A 19,468-nucleotide genomic window follows, 5' to 3' on the forward strand; every position below is an offset into this window, starting at 1 on the left:
CGACGCCCGGGGACCGGGACCGTCGGAGCGTCAGGTCACGCTCTCCGCGAGGGTGCCGGGCAACAGTCGACCGCGCACCGGGCGCCGTTCCGGGTACAGCCCAGGGACGGCACGTCACCGAGCCGCTCGATCCGCTCCCCCGTCTCGACCTCGTCGAGCATCTGCAGGATCATCTCGGTGAACTCGTGAGACGGGCCCGGGGTCGCGCACCGGGTGATGCGCACCCCGAGGTCGTCGGTGTCCTCGACGAGTTCGGTGTCGAGGTCCCAGATCACCTCGACGTGGTCGGAGATGAAGCCGACCGGGCACACCACGACGTCACGTATCCCCTGATGCGTCGCGAGGTCTCGGACGTGGTCCACGACGTCCGGTTCGAGCCACGGCACGCTCGGTGGCCCCGACCGGGACTGCCACACGACGTCGTACTCGTCCACCCCGGCCGCCGCGGCGACGAGACGCGCGGCATCGTTGACCTGACGGCTGTAGAGGTGACCGCCGAGTCTCTTGGGGCCGGCCGCGGCGTCGGCAGTGGTCGGGACGGAGTGTGCGGTGAACACCAGTCGGGGTTCTCCCCCCGTTCCGACCCCGGCACCGTCGGAGTCGGCGTCGCGGGCCAGTTGCCGGGCGTCCTCGAGGGCACGTGACAGGTCGGCGGCGAAGCGATCGACGAACTTCGGGTGGTCGTGGAACTGTCCCAGGCGCACGAGCGTGGGAGCGTTCTCGACCGCGCCCCGTGCCCGCTCGATGTCCTCGTGGTACTGCCCGCACCCGGAGTATCCACCCCATGCCGAGGTGACGAACACCGCCGCGGTGCGGACGCCATCGTCTCTCATCCGCATGAGGGTGTCCTCGAGGTACGGGGTCCAGTTGCGGTTGCCGAAATAGACGGGCAGGTCGCGGCCGCGGCGGGCCAGTTCGGCCTCGACATTCGCGATGATCTCGCGGTTGAGGTCGTTGATCGGGCTGCGGCCGCCCAGGTGGCGGTAGTGGGTGGCCACCTCCTCGAGGCGCTCCTGCGGGATCCCCCGGCCCCGGGTGACGTTCTCCAGGAACGGGATCACGTCCTCCTGCCCCTCCGGCCCGCCGAATGAGAGCACGAGCAGGGCGTCGACCTGCCCCATGGTGTCGTCCTGCCCCACGGTGTCGTCCGTCGCTCCTGTCATGTCACTTCTCCTGTCCGCTGAACGAGACCGTCCCCGCGCCGCCGTCCGCGTAGATCACCGTGCCGGTCGTGGCGGTCATGAGGTCCGAGAGCAGGGCGACGGCCGTCGTGGCCACCGCGGTGGGGTCGTCGACGTCCCATCCCAACGGGGCCCGCCGGTCCCACTCGTCCTGCATCTGGTCCAGCTCGCCACCGGGTCCGAGTGCCTCCCCCGCGATCGACTTCGCCGCGAGCGTCTTGACGGGCCCGGCGGCGATGAGGTTCGAGCGGATCCCCTCTGGACCCAGGTCGCGGGCGACGTACCGGTTGACCGCCTCGAGGGCGTTCTTGGCGACCGACATCCAGTTGTAGAACGGCATGGAGAACCGGGGGTCGAAGTCCAGGCCGATGATCGACGCACCGCGGTTCAGCAGGGGATGCACGGCCTTCGCCAGCGACGCGTACGAGTAGGCGGAGACCTCGAGTGCCACGGCCACGTCTTTCCAGGGCGCGTCGAGGAAGGGATCCCCGAGACAGCTGGGCGGCGCGAACCCGATCGAGTGCACGACGCCGTCCAGCGAGTCGGCGTGCTCCCGCACCCGGTCGGCCAGCGCGGCCAGATCGTCCTCACTCTGGACGTCCAACTCGATCACAGGCGGACGCTCGGGCAGGCGTTTGGCGATGGCTTTGACCAACGACGGGCGGCCGAAGGCGGTGAGGATGACCTGCGCACCGTGCAGTTGGCAGTGCTTGGCGATGTGGAACGCGATGGAGGCATCGGTGATGACGCCCGTGACGAGGATCGTCTTACCGTAGAGCAGCCCGGAGCCGGTCGCCACCTTCTCGCCCGTGTCGGTCTGGCTCATGTCAGTGCCCCATTCCCATTCCGCCGTCGACCGGGATCACGGCCCCGGAGATGTAGCCGGCGTCGTCACCGGCGAGAAAACTCACGATCCCGGCCACGTCTCCGGCCGACCCCTTGCGTCCGAGCGGGATCGCCGCGATCGCCTGCTCCTGCGTCTTGTCATCGAGACCGGCGGTCATGTCGGTGTCGATGAAACCCGGCGCCACGACGTTCGCGGTGATGCTGCGGGACCCGAGTTCGCGGGTGAGCGAGCGTGCCATGCCGACCAGCCCGGCCTTCGACGAGGCGTAGTTCACCTGCCCCGCGGTGCCCGACTGCCCGACCACCGAACCGATGAAGATCAGGCGACCGAACCGGGCCCGCAACATCCCGCGGGAGGCACGCTTGGCCACCCGGAACGCGCCCGAGAGGTTGGCGTCCACCACGCTGGTGAACTGCTCGTCCTTCATCCGCATGAGCAGGGTGTCCTCGGTGGTCCCCGCGTTGGAGACCACCACCTCCACCGGGCCGTACTCGGCCTCGACGGCGGTGAAGGCGGCGTCGACTGAGTCGGGGTCGGTCACGTCGCACTGCACTCCGAGGAGCCCTTCGGGGGCGCCGGATCCGCGGTGCGTGACGGCGACGCGGTGGCCGTCGGCATGGAGCCGCTCGGCCACCGCCCGCCCGATTCCGCGGTTGCCTCCGGTCACGAGGACCGTTCGGGGGGTGGTGCCGGGCGTGCTCTCGGAAACCATGTCCTCCACCCTAGCGAGCCGGGGCGGGCGGTCCGGCGCTGGTCCGCAACCGTGTCCCGGTCGGTGTCACGGGATCCGCCGGTGCGCGGTCAGTGACCCGGCCGCGGCGAGCATGGCCAGCAGGGTGCCGATGACGAGCCAGGGGCGGGAGGCGTCGGCCTTCTTCCACTCGTAGCCGATCTGTTCCTCGAGGGTGCGGTACACGGAGTCGAGCTCCTCGAGGCTGGAGGCGGTGAAGAAGTCGCCCCCGGAGATGTCGGCGATCTGTCGCAGCGACGCGTCGTCGACGGGCACGGGCTGCGGCCTGCCCTGGATGTCGACGGTGCCGTACAGGGTGCCGAACGAGATGGTGGAGACGGGGATGCCGGCTTCCGAGGCCCGTTCGGCGGCGGTGAACGCGCCCCGCTCCTCGGTGGGGTCGGCGGGGACGGTCTCCTTGCCGTCGGAGAGCAGGACGATCCTCGCCGGAGGTGCCTGGTCTGGTCCGCCCAGGCTTTCGGTGAACGTGGTGATCGCCTGGGTGGCGGTGTAGATGGCCTCCCCTGTGGCGGTGCGCTCGTCGAGCCTGAGTCGCTCGACCGCGCGGACCACCGGTCCCCGGTCCGTGGTGGGGGCGACGAGCATCGAGGCGGTGCCCGCGTAGGAGACCAGGCCCAGGTTGACGCCCTGGGTGAGGTTGTTCGCGAAGGTCGTGGCGGCCTGCTGTGCGGCCTCGAGTCGCGACGGGGAGACGTCGGTGGCCTCCATGGACAGGGACACGTCGACGACGAGCATGACGGTCGCCCGGTTCCGTGGAACCTTCTGTTCGCGCTGTGGGCCGGCGAGGGCCACCACGAGGGTGAGCAGTGACAGCACCAGGAGCACGGCCGGGACGTGCGTGAACCAGCGGCGTCCTCGGCGATCGACGGTCCGGAGGACCCCGAAGTTGCCGAACCGCACGGTCCGGCGCTTCTTGGACCGCAGCGCGATGACGTATCCCACGGCGAGTGCCAGTGGAACGACCAGCAGGATCAGCCAGAGCGGATGCTGGAACTCGGACAGGCTCATCGCGTCGCCACCTCCTGCGTGCCGGGCCGGTCGTCGGGGAGGTCGCGGACGAGGTTGTCGCCGGTCGGCAGGCCGCCCTGGCGGCGCACGCCGACGAAGTCGATGACGTCACGGATCCAGTCACGGTCGGTCCGCAGGGCGAGGACGGGTGCGCCGCACCGCCGGAGCGCGGAGTGGACGCGGTCGCGGTGCTCACCGGCGGTTCGGCGGTAGTCGGCGGCGAGCGCGTCGTCGACGTCGAGTTCGAGGACCTCCCCGGTGGCGGGATCCTGCAGCAGGGCGGCGCCCACGGCCGGGAGTGCGATGTCGAGTGGGTCCGCCACGTGGACGGCGAGGAACTCGTGGCGGGTGCCCAGGACGCGCAGCGACCGTTCCCAGTCCACCTCGGACAGGAAGTCGGAGATCACCACCACCAGGCCGTGCCGGCGAGCGGCGTTCCGGACGGCGTGGAGGCAGTCGTCGAGCGAGCCCCCCGGCGTGACGCGTGGTGTCGACCGCGCCACCTCCTCCAGTAGGCGTCGGACGTGGTCCCGTCCGCCGGTCGCCCGCAGGACGCGTGGGCGTCCGTCCCCGGTGAGGACCATGCCGACCCGGCTGCCACCGCCCGCCGAGAGGAAGCCGACGGTGGCGACGGCGGCCTCGACCAGTCGCCGCTTGGCTCCGTACCGGCCCTCCACGTCGAGACTCGGCGAGAGGTCGACGACCAGCCACGTCTCGAGCTCGCGGTCGGCGATGGTCTGACGGATGTGCGGGACGGTGGTCCTGGCGGTGACGGACCAGTCCATCGTTCGGACGTCGTCCCCGGGTTCGTAGGCCCGCGCCTCCCCGGGCTCGGTGCCAGGCCCGGGCAGCAGTCCGCGGTGGTCGCCGTTGAGTACCCCGTCGAGACGGCGCGTGACGAGCAGTTCCAGCTGGGCCAGGGCCGCACGGGACGACGCGTCGACGGGGTCGTCGCGTCTGCCCTCGTCCGCGGCGGTCACCGTGACGGCGGCGGGCCGGCCTGGGCGGGAACCGCGCTGATCTGTGGGAGCGGTACGGCTTCGAGCACGCGTCGCACCACGGTGTCGGCGGTGACCTCGTCGGCCAGCGCGTCATAGGTCAGCACGAGACGGTGCCGGAGGACGGCCGGCAGGACGTCGATCACGTCCTGCGGCACCACGTAGTCGCGTCCCCGCACCAGGGCGAGCGCACGGGCTGCGGTGACGGCCCCGAGCGTCGCACGGGGAGAGGCGCCGTAGGAGAGCCACCGCGCCACGTCCTCCAGCCCGTGCCGTGCGGGTTCGCGGGTGGCCACCGTGACGCGGACGACGTAGTCGACCAACGCGTGATGGACGAACACCTCGCGGACGGCCTTCTGCAACCGGATGAGGGCGTCGACGCCGAGGACCCGCGTGGGTTCCGGAGGGGTCGAGCCCATCCGGTAGACGATCTCGCGTTCTTCCTCCGGGGTGGGGTAGTCCATGACGAGCTTGAACAGGAAGCGGTCCCGTTGTGCCTCCGGCAGCTGGTAGACACCCTCGCTCTCGATGGGGTTCTGCGTGGCCATGACGAGGAATGGGCTGGGCATGGGGAAGGTCTGCCCGCCGATCGAGACGTGCCCCTCGGCCATGACCTCGAGCAGCGCGGACTGGACCTTGGCGGGTGCACGGTTGATCTCGTCCGCGAGCACGAAGTTCGCCAGGATGGGGCCGAGCTCGACATCGAACTCCTCGCGGCCCTGCCGGTAGATGCGGGTGCCGACGATGTCTGCGGGGACGAGGTCCGGGGTGAACTGGAGCCGCCGGAAACTCCCTCCCACCACGGTGGCGAAGGTCTCCACGGTGAGGGTCTTGGCCACGCCCGGGACGCCCTCGAGCAGGATGTGACCCCGCGAGAGGAGGCCGACGAGGATCATCTCGATCAATCGGTCCTGGCCCACCACGACCTTCTTGACCTCGTAGACCGCTCGCTCGAGGAGACGTGCGTCCTCCGCGGCCGTCGACGCACTCACGGGGGGCTCGCCGGGACGGCTCGACTGTTCGGGATGGGGATCGCTCACCGCGGAGGGCTCCTTCGCGTGGTCGGGTGTTCCGGGCGCCCTGCCGGGGCCGTCCGAACGGGTTGGGGACGACAGTACCGGTGCCGCGGTCAGACCAACCGGACCACCATCGGCGAGATCCCGGCCATCCGCACCGGCGAGATCTTCACGACGTCACCGGACTGGGGTGCCTCGACCATGCGGCCGTCGCCGAGGTACAGGGCCACGTGGCCGGGCCAGAACAGCATGTCGCCCCGCTGTCGCGTGGCCACCGGGAACTGCGGCCCGGCGGTGTACTGGTAGCCGGTGTAGTGCGGGAGCGCCTTGCCGATCCCGGCGAACGCGTAGATCATCAACCCCGAACAGTCGAAGCCGATCTTGTTGTAGTCACCGTGCCAGTCGGCGACCCCGCCGTCGCGGATGCCACGGGTGGGCCCGTTGGCATCGCCGCCTCCCCACGCGTACGGCATCCCGAGCTGGGAGAGGGCGCGGTTGACGACGGTCTCCACGCGAGCACTGTTCGAGGGGGTCCCGGCATTCCCGCCCTGGCCGGCGCCCGGCCCGGGCGCCGCCGGCCCCTGGGCGATCGAGCCGAAGTCGGCCCGACTGATCGCGTCGGCGACCTGCTGCACGATCGCCTCGGTGTCACCGTTGATGCCGGCGTCGACCGCCGCGCCCACGCTGCCGGCGTCGATGGTCCCCCCGATGGCGCGGGTCGCCTCGTCCGAGGAGCCCCCGGCGAACTGCCGGACCGCACCCAGGTCGAGATGCGACGGGAGCGCGGAGGCGATGTCGGCCGCCTGCTCCCCGGCCTCCGGCTGGCCCGCGAGGACACTGAGGGCCTCCGCGCGCATCGCTTCTGCGTCGACCGCGTCCGCGGCGTCGACCCGTGGCCCCGCCGGGGTGGCACCCGACTCCGCGAGGGCGGCGCGGTGCTCGTCCAGTTCACGGGTCAGCGCGACGACCCGGTCCTCCAGAGCGGTGACGTCGCCCGCGACCCTGGAGACCTCCGCCTCGGCGGAGGCCCGACGCTCGGCGGCGTCCGAGTAACGCTGCTCGGCGGAGTCGCGGGCGGCCACTGCCTCGGACTCGCGCCGGGCGGCCTCATCGGCGGCCGCCACCATCTCCCCCACCACGGTGCGCTGGTCGGCCGCGGCTCGCTGGAGATACTCCTGGCGCAACCCGGCATCCGCCGGCCCGCCGGGATCGAGGATCGCCGACGCCGCGCCCGGTGCGGTTCCCTGCCGGTGCAACAGCCGTGAATAGTCGTCGAGGGTGCCGCGCGCGGACTCGACGCCGAACTCCGCCTGCTCGCGTTCGGCGGAGGTGCGGTCTGCCTCGGCGACGGCCCGGTCGAGTTCGATCCGGGCCATCTGGAGGTCGACCAGGCTCTTATTGACGCCCTCCCGGCTGACCGCGATCTCCTCGCGGGTCTGGTCCAGTCGGGCGCTGGCATCGGCGACGGCACGGATAAGGCCGGAGATGTCGCCGGGCGCGACCGCGGTGACCTGCTGGGCTCCGGCCACCGTCGCCTGCACCGCACCGGCGGCTGTTCCCAGGACCAGCACCGCGGCCAGTGCCGCCCGCCCGGGATACCTGCGTGTGCGCGCCCCTCGGGCACGGTTCGACGAATGGTCAGGCTCCACGTTTCACCTTCCGCTGACCGCACCGGGGTGCGGCTGACCGCGCGACCCGCACGGCGGGACGCGAGACCGAGGCGGTGTCGGCGGCCGGTGATGCCTTCCCCTGCGCCACTGGAGCCTCAACACGACTCGGTAGAACCTAGTGTTCCTTTAGCACCGTAGGTCACAGGGAACACATGTGAAACATCGGTCGGCAAAATACACTGCTGTAACTTGCATAACAGCAGGACTGACGGCGTGTCGCGAACTGGACACCGCTGTCGGAAAAGCGACGTTTCGGCGTCTTCTCAGCGTGAGCGACGTCGCAGGACGATCGCGAAGGCGACGAGCGCGAGCACGGTGACCACGATCGCGGCCGCGGTCAGGGCGCCCCATGGCGGAGCGGGGGCGGTGACCTTGTGGGCGAAGACCGCGGCGGAGGCCACCGGGTCGAACTCCTCCCAGGCGTCGTCCTGTCCGGCCTCGAGTCGGTGGCGCGGGATCGAGTCGCTGGAGCTACCGATGAACACCGGGGTGCGCACGAGGATCGTGCCGTCGTACTCCTCGCCCAGGAACGCCGCGAGGTCACGGGCGTCCGTGTAGACGGTCGCCGGCGCCTCGGTGTAGACCACTTTCAGGTCCAGGCCGCGATCACCGGCCTCGTCCACCACGGTCCGGAGGCCCTCGACGAACCGTGCAGGTGCGGAGACCCCGTCGTCGGCGAGGTCGGCGACCACGGCCTGGTAGTCCAACCAGGGCGGGACCTCGTCCTCCCGTAACGACATGATCGGCTCGGCCGCATACGCGAGCACCGTCACGGGATCGGAGGGAGTGTCCACGTGCGACATGGTGCCATCTCTCCGTCGTCGCCCACGAACCCACGCGCCGCTCGTCGGCGATAACCGCAGTCGCGTGCCCACGTTCGGGCGTGCCGGGGGCTATACAGGACGGGCGTACTGGTAAATTGGCGGCCGAAGACGGATCACAGGGTCCACAATGGATGCTGTGTCCGCCCCGGCGCCGCCGCCCGAGACAGACGCGGTGACACCGGGAGGGATGACGAACCGACATTCGCACCACGAGTGGAGCTGACGTGACAGCAAGCATTGATAGTTTCGGCGCCAAGGGGACCCTTGAGGTCGGCGACGAGGCCTACGACATCTACCGCCTGTCGGCGGTCCCGGGAGCGGAGAAGCTCCCTTACTCCCTCAAGGTCCTCACCGAGAACCTCCTGCGCACCGAGGACGGCAAGAACGTCACCAAGGCGCACATCGACGCCCTGGCGAACTGGGATCCCAACGCCGACCCGGACACCGAGATCCAGTTCACGCCCGCCCGCGTGATCATGCAGGACTTCACCGGCGTGCCCTGCATCGTCGACCTCGCCACGATGCGCGAGGCCGTCGAGAAGCTCGGCGGCGACCCGGACAAGGTCAACCCCCTCGCCCCCGCCGAGATGGTCATCGACCACTCCGTCATCATCGAGTCGTTCGGTGACCACAGCTCGTTCGACAAGAACGTCGAGATCGAGTACCAGCGCAACGAGGAGCGCTACCAGTTCCTCCGCTGGGGCCAGGGCGCGTTCGACGACTTCAAGGTCGTCCCCCCGGGCACCGGCATCGTCCACCAGGTCAACATCGAGTACCTGGCCCGCACGGTGATGGTCCGCGACGGCGTCGCCTACCCCGACACCTGCGTGGGCACCGACTCCCACACCACCATGGAGAACGGCCTCGGCGTCCTCGGCTGGGGTGTCGGCGGCATCGAGGCCGAGGCCGCCATGCTCGGCCAGCCGATCTCCATGCTCATCCCCCGCGTCGTGGGCTTCAAGCTCACCGGGTCGATCAAGCCGGGCGTGACCGCCACCGACGTGGTCCTCACGATCACCGAGATGCTGCGCAAGCACGGCGTCGTCGGCAAGTTCGTCGAGTTCTACGGCGCCGGCGTCGCCGCCGTGCCGCTGGCCAACCGCGCCACCATCGGCAACATGAGCCCGGAGTTCGGCTCCACCTGCGCCATGTTCCCGATCGACGGCGAGACCATCGACTACCTGCGCCTGACCGGTCGCGACGAGGCGCAGCTCGCGCTGGTCGAGGCCTACGCCAAGGAGCAGGGCATGTGGCTCGACCCGGAGGCGGCCGAGCCCGAGTTCTCCGAGTACCTCGAGCTGGACCTCGGCGACGTCGTCCCGTCGATCGCCGGCCCCAAGCGCCCGCAGGACCGCATCGAGCTGTCCGACTCCAAGAGCGCGTTCCGCAAGGACATCCACAACTACGTGGACGGCGAGGCCAAGCCGCTCGGTGACACCGAGAAGGGCCGGATGCAGTCCGAGGGCGGTGCCCCGTCGGACAACGCCGGCAAGGTGACCCTCGCCCATGCCGAGGAAGGCGCGGTCCGCGCCGACGCGTCCACGCGTTCCGAGGGCCGCCCGTCGAAGCCGGTCGAGGTCAAGGTCGGCGACACGGAGATGGTGCTGGATCACGGCATCGTGTCCATCGCGTCGATCACCTCGTGCACCAACACCTCCAACCCGTCGGTGATGATCGGCGCCGGGCTCGTCGCCCGCAAGGCGCACGAGAAGGGCCTCACGGCCAAGCCGTGGGTCAAGACCTCCATGGCCCCGGGCTCGCAGGTCGTCACCGAATACTACGAGCGTGCCGGTCTCTGGCCCGACCTGGAGGCCCTCGGCTTCCACCTCGTCGGCTACGGCTGCACCACCTGCATCGGCAACTCCGGTCCGCTGCCGGAGGAGATCTCCGCCGCGATCCAGGAGAACGACCTCACCGCGACCGCCGTCCTGTCCGGCAACCGGAACTTCGAGGGTCGGATCAACCAGGACGTCAAGATGAACTACCTGGCGTCCCCGCCGCTGGTCATCGCCTACGCGATCGCAGGCTCGATGGACTTCGACTTCGAGAACGACTCGCTGGGCAAGGACAAGGAGGGCAACGACGTCTTCCTCAAGGACATCTGGCCCACCTCCGAGGAGATCGAGGAGACCATCAAGGCCTCCATCTCGTCCAACGAGTACAAGTCCAAGTACGCCGACGTGTTCGCCGGTGACGAGCGCTGGCGCGGACTCAGCACCCCGGACGGCAAGACCTTCGAGTGGGACCAGAAGTCGACCTACGTCCGCAAGGCCCCGTACTTCGAGGGCATGGAGATGGAGCCGGAGCCCGTCACCGACATCAAGGGCGCCCGCGTCCTGGCCAAGCTCGGCGACTCGGTCACCACCGACCACATCTCGCCGGCGTCGACCATCAAGCCGGGTACCCCGGCGGCGCAGTACCTCGACGCCAACGGCGTGGAGCGCAAGGACTACAACTCCTTCGGCTCCCGCCGCGGCAACCACGAGGTCATGATCCGTGGCACGTTCGCCAACATCCGGCTGCAGAACCAGCTGCTGGACGGCGTGACGGGCGGCTACACCCGCGACTTCACCCAGGAGGGCGCGCCGCAGGCGTTCATCTACGACGCCGCGCAGAACTACGCCGAGCAGAACACCCCGCTCGTCGTGCTCGGCGGCAAGGAGTACGGCACCGGCTCCTCGCGTGACTGGGCCGCCAAGGGCACGCGCCTGCTCGGCGTCCGCGCCGTGATCACCGAGTCGTTCGAGCGCATCCACCGCTCCAACCTCATCGGCATGGGCGTCATCCCGCTGCAGTTCCCCGAGGGCGAGTCCCACGAGACCCTCGGGCTCGACGGCACGGAGACCTTCGACATCTCCGGCATCGAGGAGCTGAACAACGGCACCACGCCCAAGACGGTCAAGGTCACCGCCACCAAGGAGGACGGCCAGGTCGTCGAGTTCGACGCCAAGGTGCGCATCGACACCCCCGGCGAGGCGGACTACTACCGCAACGGCGGCATCCTGCAGTACGTCCTGCGGAACATGATCAAGGGCTGATCGGCCTCCCACATCAACGGCGGTGCGCGGTTTCCCCTGCTCAGGCAAGGTGACTGCGCACCGCCGCGGTGTTTCCGAAGGAAGGTAGCGAGATGCCCAGGGTCAGTCAAGACCACATGGACGCCCGGCGACACCAGATCCTGTCAGGCGCACGTGAGTGCTTCGCCGAGTACGGGTTCGAGGGCGCCACGGTGCGTCGTCTGGAAGAGGCCACCGGACTGAGCCGGGGTGCCATCTTCCACCACTTCGACGACAAGGACGCGCTCTTCCTCGCACTCGCGCACGACGACGCGGCGGCGATGGCCGCCACCGTGGCCGCGCAGGGTCTGGTCCAGGTGATGCGGGAGATCCTCGCCGACCCCCAGGAGTTCTCCTGGCTCGGGACGCGTCTGGAGATCGCCCGGCGGATCCGCACCGACCCGGACTTCCGGGAACGGTGGACAGACCGACAGGCGGAGGTCGACGCGGCGGTCGTGGCCCGCCTCCGCGAACAGAAGGCGTCCGGAAGGATGCGCACCGACATCCCCGCGGACGTGCTGCGTGTGTACCTCGACATCGTGCTCGATGGCCTCATCACTCACCTGGCGACGGGTCGCGGCACCGAGCACGTCAGCGAGATGCTCGACCTCGTCGAGGCGTCCCTCCGGACCGGGCAGGGGTGAGAATCCTCTCCTGCGCGATCCCCTGAGGCGGGCGTACGTTGGTCGCATGTCCACACCTGACGCGCAGATCCCCCAGCTCACCCTGAACGACGGCCGCTCGATCCCCCAGGTCGGATTCGGCACCTTCCAGGTCCCGCCCGCCGACACCGAGAAGGTCGTCACCGACGCGATCGAGGCCGGTTACCGCCACCTCGACACCGCTCAGATGTACGGCAACGAGGAGGGGGTGGGCCGGGCCGTCGCGGCGTCCGGCATACCGCGCGACGAGTTCTGGATCACCACCAAACTCAACAACACCTTCCACGAGCGCACCGCCGCCCGTGAGGCCACCGAGCGCTCGCTCGAGGCTCTGGGCGGGCGCATCGACCTCTACCTCGTGCACTGGCCACTGGCGATGCACAACGACGTCGCCACCGTGTGGGAGACGATGGAGGAGATCCGCTCCGACCTGGCCGTCGACTCGATCGGCGTCTCCAACTTCACCGCGGCGAACCTCGCGCGACTGGCGGAGGCCGGCCTGAGTACCCCGACGGTAGACCAGATCGAGTCCAACCCGTATTTCGTCAACGACGACCTGCGCGCGGCGTGCGTCGAGCGGGGCATCGCCGTGGAGGCGTGGAGTCCGCTGGCCCAGGGCGCGGTCTTCGGTGACCCCCAGTTGCAGGCGCTCGCCGAGCAGGTCGGGCGCACGGTGTCCCAGGTCGTGCTCCGGTGGGTGCTGCAGCGGGGCGACATCGTCTTCCCCAAGTCCTCGAGCCCGGCCCGCATGCGCGAGAACCTCGAGGTGTTCGACTTCGAGCTGTCGGACGAGCAGATGGCTTCCATCACCGCGCTGCACAACGGGACCCGCTCCGGCCCGGACCCGGACACGTTCGACTGGCGCGGCTGACCCCACCGCCAGACCCCACCGCCAGACCCCACCGCCCGACCCCGTCGCCCAACCCCGTCGCGAAGACAGTTCCGCACACGTTTGCCGAGAGGCAGGTGTGCGGAACGCTCTTTTCGACGGCGCGACGGGCCGCAAGCGCCCTAGAGTCGGTCCATGACCACCACCGCGGCCACGGGCGGGGAGCCCGCCACGGGCCGGACAGCGACCGACCGGTCCACCACGGCCCCGGTCCTCGCCTCGTACGCGGCGGGCAGCCTCGGCACGGGTGCGTTCGGCACCCTGCCCGGGTTGGTGCTGGCGTACTACCTCACCGACTCGATCGGGGTGGCGGCCGCCGTCGCGACGGTGCTCGTGCTGGTGCCCAAGGTCATCGACGTCCTGGCCTACCCACTCATCGGCGCGATCTCGGACAGGGCGTCGCACCGCAGCGGCTATCGCACGGGCCTGATGTTGTTCGGGGCGCTGGCCCTGCCGCTGCAGTTCGTGGCGACCTTCTCGGCGCCGCCCGGCTGGAGCACGGGCGCGGCCGGGGTGTGGGTGATGGGCTTCTTCCTCCTGGCCTCGATCGCGTATTCGTGCTTCCAGGTGCCGTATCTGGCACTGCCGGCCGAACTCACCGATGACGCCGCCGCCCGAGTGACGCTGCTGGCGTGGCGGGTGGCCGTTCTCGCCGCGGCGATCCTGCTCACCGGGGGCGGGGGCCCGGCGCTACGCGACGCCGCCGGCGGCGGGCCCACCGGATACGTGGTGATGGCCGTCGGGGTCGCCGCGCTGATGCTCATGGGCATGCTGTGGTCGACGTTCGTGGCGGGCCGCGGCACGATCATGCGGGCCGACGCGCCGGCCGGTGGGCTCGCGCACGAGTATCGCGACGGACTCGACGCGCTGCGGGTCACGCGGCCGTTCCGGCTGCTCGTCGCGGTGTTCTGTCTGCAGGCTGTCGCGACGGCCGTGATGCTCGCGGGCGGCCAGTACGTGGCGACCTACGTGCTGGGTGACGAGACCGCTCTGACCGGGCTCTTCCTCGCACTGGTGGGCCCTGCGCTACTCGTGATGCCGCTGTGGACCCGTCTCGCGCACGCCCGCGGGAAGGTGCCGGCGCTGGCCGCGGCCACGGCGCTGTTCACGGTGGCGACCCTGCTGCTCATCCCGGCCGGCTTCTCCCCCGGCGCGTGGGTGCACCTCCCGGTGGCGATGGCGGGTGTCGCGTACGCGGGCATGCAGGCTCTACCGATGTCGATGCTGCCCGACTGCACCGACCTGGATCGCTCGTTGGGGGGACGACGACGAAGTGGCGCGATGAGCGGCCTGTGGACCGCCTCGGAGACCGGCGCGATGGCCCTGGGCCCGGTCGTCGTGCTCGCCCTGTTGGCATTCGGTGGTTTCCGCTCTGGCGGGGTGTCCGATCAGCCCGGGACGGCGCAGTGGGCCATCGTCCTCGCGTTCTCCCTGGTTCCCGCGCTCCTCGCCGGCGCGAGCCTGCTGCTGATCCGGACTCTCGGCCGGTCCTATCCCCGATGGACGGAGCGAACATGACCCCCGATCCCCTCGCCCTGGAGATCACCGATCGCGGGGAACACGCGCTGGCCCGCCTCGCCGCGATGCGGGCGCAGGACCCGCCGACCACCGGGGGCCGGGTCCTCTCGTACGTCTACGATTCCGGGCTCGCCGAACTCGACGAACTGGCGACCCGCGCGGCTCGTCTCGCCCATGGCGTCAACGGCCTCGACCCCACGGTGTACTCCTCGGTCGCCCGGATCCACGGCGGCATAGTCGACCGTGTGCACGACATTCTCCGTGGACGGTCCGCGGGCGCGGGTGGCGAGGGGGGCGAGGGTGGTGACTCGCGAGGCCGCGACATCTACGGGAACGTCACGTCCGGTGGCACCGAGAGCTGCATGCTCGCCTGCCTCGCCGCGCGCGAGGTCTCCGGTCGACAGCCGGGCGACGGCGGGACGATCGTCGCACCGGTGACGGTGCACGCGGCGTTCCGCAAGGCGGCGCACCTGCTGGGCCTGAGGTTCGTCGGCGTCGAGGTCGATCCCCGGACGGGGAGGGTGACCGCCGAGGAGCTGCTCGCCGCGGTCGATGCGGGCACGGTGCTGGTGGTGTGCTCGGCCCCCGCGTACCCGAACGGCGTGATCGACCCCGTGGCCGAGGTCGCCGCCGGGCTCGAGGCCGTGCACGATCCGCGCATCGGGTTGCACGTCGACGCCTGTCTCGGCGGTCTAGTGCTGCCGTTCTGGCCCGGTCCGGACGCCACCGATCCGGACGCCACCGGTCCGGACGCCACCGAGCCGAACCCGATGCCGCTATGGGACCTCCGTGTCGCGCGGGTCACCAGCATCTCGGCGGACGTACACAAGTACGGTTTCGCACCCAAGGGCACGTCGGTGCTGCTCAGCCGGGGCCGCGAACGCCACCGGGCGGCATGGTTCGCCACCGTCGACTGGCCCGGTTACCCGGTGGTCAACCCGACGCTCGCCGGATCCAAACCGCTCGAACCCGCCGCGGCGGCGTGGACGGTGCTCGAGGCGCTCGGCGACGACGGGCAGCGTGAGCTGGTCGCCCGGACCGCCCGCGCGACCGATCGGTTGGTCGACGGGTTGTCCGGCGTCGAGGGGCTGCGGATCCTCGACCGTGACCCCGGGCCACTGCTGGCGGTCGTCGCCGACGAGTCCGCCGGGACAGGCCGGCGCGTTCACCCGCACCTCTGGTCCGACGCCTGCGCCCGGAGGGGCATCGCCGTCCAGGCGCAGCCCGCCTACCGCCAGGAGCGGGGGACCTTGTCGTCGTCGTCCCACCTCACCATCACCCCGGTGACCGAACGGCTCGTCGAAGAGATCCTCCGCGTGGCGCGCGAGGCGGCCGATGAGGTCCGTGGCCAGCCGGCGCCCGCTCCTCCCGCTGGGTTCGCCGACGTGCTCGACGCGCTCGAGACAGGGGCACTCTCCCCCACCGACCTGCTCGCCCTGCCGGAGGACGAGGTCCATGCGCTCGTGGGTGGCGTCCTCGCCGACGACGAAGCCGGCGCCGAGGGAGGCGGTGGCGGCGATGGAGGGATGGCGCCGCTGCTCTCGGCGATAGAACGGCTGCCCGCCGACGTGGGCGCCCGCCTCGTCCGCGCCTACCTCGCGGCGGTGACGGAGTGATTCAGGAGAATTCCGCCTGGATTTCGACCGACGCCCGGAACCACCGGCCGATGTACGGGACCGCGATAGGAGCGGGATTCGCCCGGAGGTACCGCACGAACCAGTCGGTCAACCCGTCCCACAGCGCGTGATCGCCCGAGGGGTGGAGTCTCCACCCCAGTTCGGTGAGCGTCCAGTGTGCCTTCGCGGAGTTGCGCAGCATCGACGTCGTCACCCAGTTGGCCTCCGTGTCCTCTCCCCCACGGGACACCGGGTGCAGGTGGTCGATGGTCGGGAACAACTCCCAGAACGCGAAGTGCGATCTCGACATCGCCCAGTTCGGATCCGCGGGGAAGTCCTCTGGAAGGAGTACCGAGAGCAGCCGTAGAGCTCCGGGGTTGACCAGCCGCGTCCCGCTGTAGCGGTCGAGGAACCCGTCGCGGTAGAAGAGACGCAACGACCTGCGTTCCGTGTAACTCCGGGGAGTCTTCTCCACCGGAGCGAACGGGTATCGGAGGCCAAGTATCCGACTGCCTTCGTCGAGCCCCGCAGTCTCGATCGCATCTGCGACATCCGCCAGCACGTCCGCTTTGTCCTCGAGCTCGGGCACGTCCAACCGGGCATCGGGTACGTCGCGTTGACCGTCGTTCATGGCGTGCCCTTTCCCTCGCGCGCACTGGGGTGAACCCGGGATGACGGATTCCTACGCGGAACGCCCCCCGACCAGGAAGGTCGAGGGGCGTGCTGTCGAGCGGTCGGATGCCTCAGACGAGAACCGCGATCGCGACGTTGACGATGCCGAGCACGCCGGCGACGTGGGTCAGGGTCGCGGTGCTCCCTTGGGCCGTGGCCTCCTTGCGGACGCCGATGATCGCGACGACGAGGATCACGATGGCGACCAGCAGCTTGATGCCGATCTTCATGTGGTTGAGGTCGGCGTCCTGCATCTCGCGCAGGCCCACGAGCAGCAGACCGGTCACCACCTGGAGGATGGCGCCGTGCAGGATGCCCTTGGCCATGTACGGGGCCTTGATGGTGGCGAGCCAGCCGCCGATGATGCCGGCGAGACCGATGAAGTGCAGGATGAGAATGATCTGGATGACAGTGTCCATGGGGAGAATTGTCTCAGGTCAACGCCCCATCAGCCCGGGTAAGGGTCTCCTTTGTGATGCTTGACTCGGCCGGCGGGTGCGTTGCGTCCGGAGCCCCGCTGCGGGGTGACGCCCCCGCCGGGCGGCGCTATTCGGTCTCGCCGCTCGAGTGCGGCAGGACCACCACGGGGCAGTGCGCGTGCGCCACGACGTGTTGACTGACCGAGCCGAGCAGCATCCCGGTGAACCCGCCTCGCCCGCGGCTACCGACCACCACGAGCCGGGCATCCCCGGATGCCGCGATCAACGCTTCGGCCGCGTGGCCCTGCAGGACGGCCGGCTTGTACGAGGCGTCATCCCCCAGGGCGTTGCGCACCGCGTCCGCGAGCATCTCGCGCGCGCTGCTCTCCAACTCGGAGGAGTCCTCCCACCCTGCCATCGCATAGGGGCCGTAGATCGGCGGCAACTGATACGCGGTCAGGGCGATCAGCGGCGCATCGACCGCGGTCGCGTACTCGGCTGCCCACTGCAGGGCCCGCAGCGAATCCGGCCCACCGTCGACTCCGACGACTACTGGCCTGGTGTCCATGAGCTGTCCTCCTCCGGCGAGATGCCGACGGTGCCCCGGACTGTCGTGCACCGACGACACCCTCCACCGTAGACCCGGGGACCGCTCGCCTACGCGTGTTCGACGGAAGCTTCTGATCAGAACCGGCCGCGTTCGATCTCCCGCCTGCTAGGGGGATCGTCCGAATCCCAGATCTGAGCGTAGATTCCCGAGACCCGAGGCCAAAGCTCTCGAATGCCGGCGTCAAGTGAGTCGACGAGATCGGCGTCTGCGCCGAACGCGACGATCTCGTGAGGAATGACCCGGCCGGCAGAGTCCCTCCGCTGGAGCGGGTCGAGAAAACGCACGGCCACGGAGTCAGCGGAGCGGTGGAAAACCTCGGAGGCATCGGAATCTCCGCCGAACGCCCTCTCGTACTCCAGCAGCGGGTCTTCCAGGCCGGCACCCAGGAGAAACCGGAAGCCCCAGTTTCGACCGCGGGTAGCCCAGATCAATCGCAGCTGGGCGTCGGAGTGGGTGGTCACTTGCGGAACAACGCCACGTTGTCCGTGACCGCTTGTTCGAGGTCGAGTTTGAACTGCGTGAGCATCGCGCGGAGATGATCGTGCTTTGTCCGCGCGTCGTTGTGGATCTCTCTGAGTGTGGGGCCCGCGGCGGCCACCGCGGCAGAGAGGATCGGCGCCAATTGGATGAACACCCCGGCGGCCCTGTTAGACCTGACAACCCTCTTCAATACTCGTTCCACCGTCTTGTACTTCAACCCGAGAAGTGCCGCTGCTATGACTTCGGCGCCGTCGGCAAGCGAGTCCACGACCTTGAGCGGGATGTCGAATTGCTGTTGCCACTGGACTCTGCGCTCCAGAGGCAGAATCGACGCCAGCGGCAAGATCAGATCCACTCCGATTCGTTGGGTCAGATCGATCTCCGACGGCTCGTATCCTCCCGGTTTCATCTGGAACTTGGCGGAGGAAAGAAGGAGGAAGTCCTCGCCAAGCGAAAGCGCCTCCGGCGTGTCGAGGAGGCTAGCGATCGTGTCGCGGAGGCTGTTGATCTCTCCCGCGGACTTCTGGATGAGGAGGTCACGGAAGTTCTCGACAGTCCAGTCGGGCAGGAGATCGGATTTGGACAACGCAAGGATCCAGATCCGGGGGAACTCGACGAGTGGTCCGTCGGTAGCGAGCAGATCATCTTTGGCTCGCAGGAAGTTCTGGCGGTAGTTGGCGAAGAGTGAAGTGAGATAGCGCTCTTCCTCGCCGCGGTATTTAAGCAGTTTCTGCCCATCCACGAGGATCAGGGCCACATCGGACTTGAGCAGGTTCTTCCACGTCTCGAGCCGGCGTTGCTTCTCCTCCTCTCCATCTGGGTCGCTCTCGAACCATTCCCCCGGGTAGTCGTGCCACATGAGGCGCAGTTCGTCGAACGGGCGTTTCGTGGACTCTTTCAGCCCGGTGGTCTTGAGCTTCACCGCGAATTGGTAGGTAATGCCGCTGAATCGGTTTTGAATGGGCATGGTCGCGGTGTCCCGCATTCCCAGGTAGGTCTGCAGCAGTCGATTACCCTGCCCCGGCTGAAGTGCCACGAGGTCCCAGAGCTCGTTCTGATACGCGCTCTCCTGGGTGGGCCCGTAAAACGAGGACACCAGAACCGTCTTGCCAGATCCGGCTTCGCCGAACACCGCGATGTTCTGCTCTTGCACCTTAGGGAAATTCGCCATGTCGGCAGCGTAGAGGACACGTCCGTCACCGCATCTGCGATGGTGGGAATCATCCCGCGGCTAGGATCTGGCCAGTGGCC

Annotated in this window: 18 protein-coding genes; 5 read left to right on the forward strand and 13 right to left on the reverse strand. The window is 69.3% G+C overall.

The genetic code is table 11. The features are described from left to right. Nucleotides 1-35: 35 nt before the first annotated feature. From OVA21_RS06870 to OVA21_RS06905, 8 genes are all read right to left on the reverse strand, one after another. Nucleotides 36-1,163 carry a ferrochelatase gene (locus tag OVA21_RS06870; RefSeq protein WP_235027905.1) on the reverse strand — a complete coding sequence of 376 codons (1,128 nt, stop codon included), beginning with the start codon at nucleotides 1,161-1,163 and terminating at the stop codon, nucleotides 36-38. 1 nt (nucleotide 1,164) lies between these two features. Next, entirely contained in the window at nucleotides 1,165-2,007 is an 843-nt protein-coding gene (gene inhA, locus OVA21_RS06875) for an NADH-dependent enoyl-ACP reductase InhA (RefSeq protein ID WP_268092085.1), read from the reverse strand. A 1-nt stretch (nucleotide 2,008) separates the two neighbouring features. Next, on the reverse strand, nucleotides 2,009-2,740 hold the full coding sequence (gene fabG1, locus OVA21_RS06880; RefSeq protein ID WP_268092086.1) for a 3-oxoacyl-ACP reductase FabG1: 732 nt from the start codon (nucleotides 2,738-2,740) through the stop codon (nucleotides 2,009-2,011). 66 nt (nucleotides 2,741-2,806) lie between these two features. Then, the gene (locus tag OVA21_RS06885; protein WP_067714366.1) at nucleotides 2,807-3,787 is read right to left on the reverse strand and encodes a VWA domain-containing protein; all 981 of its coding nucleotides are present in this window, start codon (nucleotides 3,785-3,787) and stop codon (nucleotides 2,807-2,809) included. Then, a complete protein-coding gene (locus OVA21_RS06890) occupies nucleotides 3,784-4,767 on the reverse strand; it encodes a DUF58 domain-containing protein (RefSeq protein ID WP_069390483.1) in 984 nt (327 codons plus the stop codon). The genes OVA21_RS06885 and OVA21_RS06890 overlap by 4 nt, the downstream gene beginning before the upstream one ends. Next, a complete protein-coding gene (locus tag OVA21_RS06895; protein WP_067714538.1) occupies nucleotides 4,764-5,777 on the reverse strand; it encodes an AAA family ATPase in 1,014 nt (337 codons plus the stop codon). Before OVA21_RS06895 ends, OVA21_RS06890 begins: the two co-directional genes overlap by 4 nt. Before the next feature lie 137 nt (nucleotides 5,778-5,914). Next, nucleotides 5,915-7,450 carry an NlpC/P60 family protein gene (locus OVA21_RS06900; protein ID WP_268092087.1) on the reverse strand — a complete coding sequence of 512 codons (1,536 nt, stop codon included), beginning with the start codon at nucleotides 7,448-7,450 and terminating at the stop codon, nucleotides 5,915-5,917. Between the two features lie 284 nt (nucleotides 7,451-7,734). After that, the gene (locus OVA21_RS06905; RefSeq protein ID WP_313798182.1) at nucleotides 7,735-8,265 is read right to left on the reverse strand and encodes an Rv1476 family membrane protein; all 531 of its coding nucleotides are present in this window, start codon (nucleotides 8,263-8,265) and stop codon (nucleotides 7,735-7,737) included. A gap of 254 nt (nucleotides 8,266-8,519) precedes the next feature. Between OVA21_RS06905 and OVA21_RS06910 the strand changes: the two genes are divergently transcribed. The 5 genes from OVA21_RS06910 to OVA21_RS06930 all read left to right on the forward strand — a co-directional run bounded on the left by OVA21_RS06910 (nucleotide 8,520) and on the right by OVA21_RS06930 (nucleotide 16,036). Further along, nucleotides 8,520-11,333, forward strand: coding sequence for an aconitate hydratase (locus OVA21_RS06910; protein ID WP_096905462.1), 2,814 nt, complete (start codon nucleotides 8,520-8,522; stop codon nucleotides 11,331-11,333). 92 nt (nucleotides 11,334-11,425) lie between these two features. Next, on the forward strand, nucleotides 11,426-11,995 hold the full coding sequence (locus OVA21_RS06915; RefSeq protein ID WP_069390485.1) for a TetR/AcrR family transcriptional regulator: 570 nt from the start codon (nucleotides 11,426-11,428) through the stop codon (nucleotides 11,993-11,995). Nucleotides 11,996-12,041: 46 nt separating this feature from the next. Continuing rightward, nucleotides 12,042-12,884 (forward strand): aldo/keto reductase, encoded by an 843-nt coding sequence (locus OVA21_RS06920; protein WP_067714352.1) that lies wholly within the window; start codon nucleotides 12,042-12,044, stop codon nucleotides 12,882-12,884. A 153-nt stretch (nucleotides 12,885-13,037) separates the two neighbouring features. Beyond that, complete coding sequence (locus tag OVA21_RS06925) at nucleotides 13,038-14,420, forward strand: MFS transporter (protein ID WP_268092090.1); 1,383 nt, start codon at nucleotides 13,038-13,040, stop codon at nucleotides 14,418-14,420. Beyond that, nucleotides 14,417-16,036 (forward strand): pyridoxal phosphate-dependent decarboxylase family protein, encoded by a 1,620-nt coding sequence (locus tag OVA21_RS06930; protein ID WP_268092091.1) that lies wholly within the window; start codon nucleotides 14,417-14,419, stop codon nucleotides 16,034-16,036. Before OVA21_RS06925 ends, OVA21_RS06930 begins: the two co-directional genes overlap by 4 nt. A 1-nt stretch (nucleotide 16,037) precedes the next feature. Here the strand turns inward: OVA21_RS06930 and OVA21_RS06935 are convergent, their stop codons facing one another. From OVA21_RS06935 to OVA21_RS06955, 5 genes are all read right to left on the reverse strand, one after another. Continuing rightward, a complete protein-coding gene (locus OVA21_RS06935; protein ID WP_268092092.1) occupies nucleotides 16,038-16,667 on the reverse strand; it encodes an HNH endonuclease in 630 nt (209 codons plus the stop codon). Nucleotides 16,668-16,779: 112 nt separating this feature from the next. Next, nucleotides 16,780-17,127 (reverse strand): hypothetical protein, encoded by a 348-nt coding sequence (locus tag OVA21_RS06940; RefSeq protein ID WP_268092095.1) that lies wholly within the window; start codon nucleotides 17,125-17,127, stop codon nucleotides 16,780-16,782. Nucleotides 17,128-17,254: 127 nt separating this feature from the next. Continuing rightward, a complete protein-coding gene (locus OVA21_RS06945) occupies nucleotides 17,255-17,695 on the reverse strand; it encodes a universal stress protein (protein WP_268092096.1) in 441 nt (146 codons plus the stop codon). Between the two features lie 116 nt (nucleotides 17,696-17,811). After that, nucleotides 17,812-18,198, reverse strand: a complete 387-nt coding sequence (locus OVA21_RS06950; RefSeq protein WP_268092097.1) for a hypothetical protein — start codon at nucleotides 18,196-18,198, stop codon at nucleotides 17,812-17,814. Further along, entirely contained in the window at nucleotides 18,195-19,388 is a 1,194-nt protein-coding gene (locus tag OVA21_RS06955; RefSeq protein ID WP_268092099.1) for an ATP/GTP-binding protein, read from the reverse strand. Before OVA21_RS06955 ends, OVA21_RS06950 begins: the two co-directional genes overlap by 4 nt. Nucleotides 19,389-19,468: the final 80 nt, after the last annotated feature.

This window comes from Dietzia sp. SL131, from assembly GCF_026672565.1.
GTDB lineage: Bacteria > Actinomycetota > Actinomycetes > Mycobacteriales > Mycobacteriaceae > Dietzia > Dietzia kunjamensis.

Excerpts from the sequence above, each read along its gene's own strand:
- OVA21_RS06870 (WP_235027905.1), bottom strand. The coding sequence starts at position 1,163 with ATGACAGGAGCGACGGACGACACCGTGGGGCAGGACGACACCATGGGG.
- inhA (WP_268092085.1), bottom strand. The coding sequence starts at position 2,007 with ATGAGCCAGACCGACACGGGCGAGAAGGTGGCGACCGGCTCCGGGCTG.
- fabG1 (WP_268092086.1), bottom strand. The coding sequence starts at position 2,740 with ATGGTTTCCGAGAGCACGCCCGGCACCACCCCCCGAACGGTCCTCGTG.
- OVA21_RS06885 (WP_067714366.1), bottom strand. The coding sequence starts at position 3,787 with ATGAGCCTGTCCGAGTTCCAGCATCCGCTCTGGCTGATCCTGCTGGTC.
- OVA21_RS06915 (WP_069390485.1), top strand. The coding sequence starts at position 11,426 with ATGCCCAGGGTCAGTCAAGACCACATGGACGCCCGGCGACACCAGATC.
- OVA21_RS06920 (WP_067714352.1), top strand. The coding sequence starts at position 12,042 with ATGTCCACACCTGACGCGCAGATCCCCCAGCTCACCCTGAACGACGGC.
- OVA21_RS06925 (WP_268092090.1), top strand. The coding sequence starts at position 13,038 with ATGACCACCACCGCGGCCACGGGCGGGGAGCCCGCCACGGGCCGGACA.
- OVA21_RS06930 (WP_268092091.1), top strand. The coding sequence starts at position 14,417 with ATGACCCCCGATCCCCTCGCCCTGGAGATCACCGATCGCGGGGAACAC.
- OVA21_RS06935 (WP_268092092.1), bottom strand. The coding sequence starts at position 16,667 with ATGAACGACGGTCAACGCGACGTACCCGATGCCCGGTTGGACGTGCCC.
- OVA21_RS06940 (WP_268092095.1), bottom strand. The coding sequence starts at position 17,127 with ATGGACACTGTCATCCAGATCATTCTCATCCTGCACTTCATCGGTCTC.
- OVA21_RS06945 (WP_268092096.1), bottom strand. The coding sequence starts at position 17,695 with ATGGACACCAGGCCAGTAGTCGTCGGAGTCGACGGTGGGCCGGATTCG.
- OVA21_RS06955 (WP_268092099.1), bottom strand. The coding sequence starts at position 19,388 with ATGGCGAATTTCCCTAAGGTGCAAGAGCAGAACATCGCGGTGTTCGGC.